Below are 4,649 nucleotides of genomic sequence, written 5' to 3'. Positions count from 1 at the left end.
GTTCAGAGCCCCAGCGAGGGCAAAAAAACTTTATTTTCATTTGAAATTTTATTCAACGGTAAATGACAGTTTATCAGGTTAAACTGTCTTCTATGATTATTTGCCCCACTCATCACCTTGTAGTGCCGGATCTTCTTCTTTTTTTAGAAAATCAGCTTTAACCCGCTCTTCTGTTTGCCATTCCAGAATAGCTTCGTTGGCAACAACCTCTACCGGTGTTTTCCATGAAGTGGACTTTTCATTATAAGCAAGGTTAGATTGCAGGCTATAGCAGGATATAATTGACCATCTTGGGTAATTAGACAAATTAGCTTCTGAACGATGCAATAGGTTACTATGGAAAAACAGTGCATCGCCTGGTTCCAGTTCAGCGTAAATCAATTCCATTGATTTCAGTGAGTTTTCCACCATCACCATGTCGGCACCAACTTGTTCACCGGCATAACCGTGATTGATCCTGCCCATTTTGTGCGAACCTTTAATCACCTGGAGACAACCGTTTTCTTTGTTGGCAGTAGTAAGTGCAATCATTACGCTAATCAGCTGGTCGGGAAACATAAATTGGTTTTTATACCAATAGCCGTAATCCTGGTGCCATTCCCAGGCACCGCCAACTTTTGGCTCTTTCTGCATCAATTTTGAATGGAAATGGCATACCCTGGATTGGCCGCCGAGCAACTGTGCGACCGAATCCACCATCTTTTGACTTCTCGTTAGATATCCGAAAACATCATTTCCGGGTGTAAACCATAAAGACAGTTTAGTTTTTTTGCCCGATTGATCGTTCAGATCAAGTGCATTATTTAACATGTTATCGTCGCTGGTTGCAGCTTTGTACAGCTTGTCTATTTCGGGTTTACTAAAAAAACCTTTTACTATCACATAGCCATCTTTATGATAGTGGCCACTTTGTTCTGGTGTTAATTTAATGTTCGGCATACAATTGGTTTTAATACATCAAAGGTCAAAATCTTTGTGGGCGGCCGCCACATCGCATCTGTTAAAAACCGATACTTTTCTAACATGTAGAAAAAATATTTACGTAAAATAGCTTAATATTGAGCATGAAACCAGTATTGGAATATTTACCCCGAAATTCAGGCGAATCCTTTGTTACCAAATATTTTGATTACAATTTTTTTCCAACGCCGTGGCATTTTCATCCCGAATATGAACTTGTACTGGTTACCGAAAGTACCGGAAAACGTTTTATAGGTGACCACATCAACGAGTTTAAGCCGGGAGACATGGTGCTGATCGGTCCGTATTTGCCACATACTTACCAAAATGATGCAGATTACCTGGAAGAGCATTCGGTATTAAGAGCGAAATCCATAGTTGTTCATTTCAAGGAGGATTCCTTTGGCGACGGCTTTTTCGCATTGCCCGAAACACAAAAAATTTCAGGTTTACTTCAACGCTCGGTTAAAGGGTTAAGCATTACAGGTAAAACTAATATGTTGATAACGGCAAAGTTGAATGTTTTAATAACAGCCAAAGGATTAACCAGGTGGCTATTGTTAGTTGATATATTAAATATCCTATCGGGTAGTAATGATTTGCAGGAAATCTGCCATAATGTGATTACCGGACAAAATCCTGCTGAAACAAAGAGGATGAATAATATTTTAAATTTTGTTCTCAATAATTTTAAACGCGAAATTACTATTGCGGAGGTCGCCGGTTTGGCTAATATGGCAGAAAATTCATTTTCAAGATATTTTAGTCAGCGTACAAGAAAATCATTTACAGCATTCCTGAATGAGGTCAGATTAAATTACGCTGCCAATCTTTTGATTGAAACATCCCTGAGCGTGACCGATATTTGTCTTGATTGTGGCTTCAACAACTTATCTAATTTTAACCGCCAGTTTAGGACAGTGTACCAAAATAACCCACTAAATTTTAGGAAGTTATATCAGCGGCAAGCAGTTCAATAATTAAAAATTTGCTGATCCAAATACTCAATTTAATTCGGCGTAGTATCGGGAATATAAGTGTATCATAAGCGTACACCCACTGTTACGCCTGCGTACAGTTATAAATCAATTTTTAAATTAAATATTTGATTATCAGTAAATTAAATAATTGGTATGCGTTTTAAACAGCATTAGGGTGTAATTACATCATGATGCTTAAAAATTATATCAAAACCGCCTGGCGTAGTTTAAAGCGCAATAAAATATTTTCGTTTATAAACGTGTTCGGCCTTTCGGTTGGATTGGCTTGTTGCATGCTGATTACTGCTTATGTTTATAGTGAATTAAGTTATGACAGCTACGCACATGAAGCTGGCCAGATTTATCGGGTTGGTATTAAAACTATTGAAAACGCAGGTGTAAGCGTGTACCCAAATGTGGATGTTGCAGTAGCCAAAGGGATAAAAGATCAGTACCCACAGGTAGAAGAAGTAACCAGGCTTACCGGCCGGAAACCGTCGTTTATAGAATACAACGGGAAAAAATTTAAAGAAGAGCACCTGCAAATGGTTGATGCTAACTTTTTGCAGATGTTTTCGATCCCGTTGACAGATGGCGATATTAAAACATGCCTTAAAGAACCCTATAGCATGGTAATTACCAAGGCCCTTGCGCAAAAATATTTTGGCAATCAGCCGGCTTTGGGTAAATCGTTACTTGTTGATAAGGAGCCTTATAAAGTTACCGGGCTTATTGATAAGGTGCCTGATGACTCTCATTTTCACGGCGATGCTTTTTTTAGCATGAATACTATTGTAAAGGATACAAAACAAACATGGAGCAATATTGGTTTTTTTACTTACATAAGGCTAAATAAAAATGCTGATCCTAAGAAACTGGAAGCTTCCTTTCCTGACGACCTTGTAAGAAAATTTGTAGTGCCCGAAATAGCCCATGATATGGGTATGAACATGGCCGAAGCCGGCAAATCAGTAAATACATTCCTGTTTTATTTGCAGCCTTTAACCGATATTCATTTACACTCGGCCACCAAGTATGAGTTAGAGGCCAACGGCGATATTCATTACGTATACATTTTTGGCGCATTAGCCATATTTATACTGATGCTGGCCTGTATCAACTTTACCAACCTGTCAACCGCAAGCTCGGCAAAACGAAGTAAAGAAGTAGGCATTCGCAAGGTTTTAGGATCAGAAAGAAGCTGCCTGATCTCGCAGTTCCTTACCGAATCGGTATTACTTACTTTGGGTGCCATGGTATTAGCAATAGCCCTGGTTTACCTGCTGTTGCCCATGTTTAATAACTTGTCGGGCAAACACATCGGCATCAGCTTTTTCCTGAATTATAAAGCCATAATTATTGAACTTTTACTGGCATTTACAGTTGGCGTAATAGCCGGTATTTATCCTGCATTTGTTTTATCAGGCTTCCAGATCATCAGTGTGTTAAAAGGAGGTACGGGGAGTACAAAAACGGCAAATAAAAATTATTTACGCAGCGGACTTATTGTTTTCCAGTTTGCGGTATCTACAGCACTCATTATAGCCACGTTTGTGGTTTACCAGCAATTGCATTATATGCAAAACAAAAAACTGGGTTACGATAAGGACCAGGTTTTGGTAATAAATGAAACCTGGTCGTTACGTAACAATATTGACGCGTTTAAACAGGAGTTGCTGCGTAATCCGCAGGTGATCAATGCAACCATATCAAGTAGTGTTCCGGGTACCGGGAGTGGCATCGATGGTACACAGATAGATGCAAAAGAATTTAATGATAAGGGCGGCCATGCCGAGATCCATACTGATATTTTTCATGTTGATGAAAACTATATACCAACTTTAGGTATCCAGGTGGTAAAAGGGCGTAATTTTTATCCGTCATATCCCGGCGATTCGCTGGCTGTTGTAGTAAACGAGGCTTTGGTGCGCGACCTTGGCTGGGGTAAAAGCGATCCGATAGGTAAAACTATTGTCCGCTCGGCAAGGGCTCACTATACGGTTGTGGGTGTAGTTAAGGATTTTCATTATGTTTCGGCCAGGCAGAAAATTGCGCCGTTGATGTTATTGCCGGGTCATAGCACGAGCTCAATTATGGTTAAGGTAAAAACTAAAGATATTAAAGCCTTGATTACTGATATGAGGGCTCAATGGAATAATTTTAAGTCGGACCTTCCTTTCAGCTATTCTTTCCTTGATGAGAAATTTGCTTCACTTTATGCAGCCGAACAGCAAACCGGCAAAATATTTACGGTATTTGCTGTTATCGCATTAATTATAGCCAGTTTGGGCTTATTTGGTTTGGCTGCATTCATGATCAGGCTGAGGGTTAAGGAGATAGGTATTCGCAAAGTTTTAGGTGCGTCAACCGGCAGTATTACAACCCTGCTATCTAAAGAGTTTTTAAAGCTTATTATTATCGCGTCGCTAATATCATTTCCCATCACCTGGTATGCGATGAATAAATGGCTGCAGGATTTTGCATACCGAATAAGTATACAATGGTGGGTATTTCTATTAGCCGGGATCATAGCCGTATTGGTAGCCGCGATCACTATCAGCTTCCAATCGGTAAAAGCAGCATTGGCAAACCCGGTAAAAAGTTTGAGGACTGAGTAGTGAGTAGTGAGTAGTGAGTAATGAGTAATGGCCTGTTAATTTAGCAATATAGAGTTTAGGATTTAGGACTTAGAATTTAACGATATTATTA

The 4,649-nt window shown here is 39.4% G+C and carries 3 protein-coding genes; 2 read left to right on the top strand and 1 reads right to left on the bottom strand.

The genetic code is table 11. The features are described from left to right. Positions 1–96: 96 nt before the first annotated feature. Positions 97–939, bottom strand: a complete 843-nt coding sequence (locus tag AC1DPZ_RS22350; protein ID WP_477407604.1) for a phytanoyl-CoA dioxygenase family protein — start codon at positions 937–939, stop codon at positions 97–99. Positions 940–1,064: 125 nt separating this feature from the next. Between AC1DPZ_RS22350 and AC1DPZ_RS22345 the strand changes: the two genes are divergently transcribed. Both AC1DPZ_RS22345 and AC1DPZ_RS22340 read left to right on the top strand, forming a co-directional pair. Continuing rightward, positions 1,065–1,940, top strand: coding sequence for an AraC family transcriptional regulator (locus AC1DPZ_RS22345; RefSeq protein ID WP_477407602.1), 876 nt, complete (start codon positions 1,065–1,067; stop codon positions 1,938–1,940). 188 nt (positions 1,941–2,128) lie between these two features. Continuing rightward, the gene (locus tag AC1DPZ_RS22340; RefSeq protein ID WP_477407600.1) at positions 2,129–4,558 is read left to right on the top strand and encodes an ABC transporter permease; all 2,430 of its coding nucleotides are present in this window, start codon (positions 2,129–2,131) and stop codon (positions 4,556–4,558) included. The last annotated feature ends 91 nt before the right edge of the window (positions 4,559–4,649 follow it).

Source organism: Mucilaginibacter sp. P4_G9 (assembly GCF_056400985.1).
The sequence above is the reverse complement of the archived record's forward strand: the minus strand, read 5'-3'. Positions and strand labels throughout refer to the sequence as shown.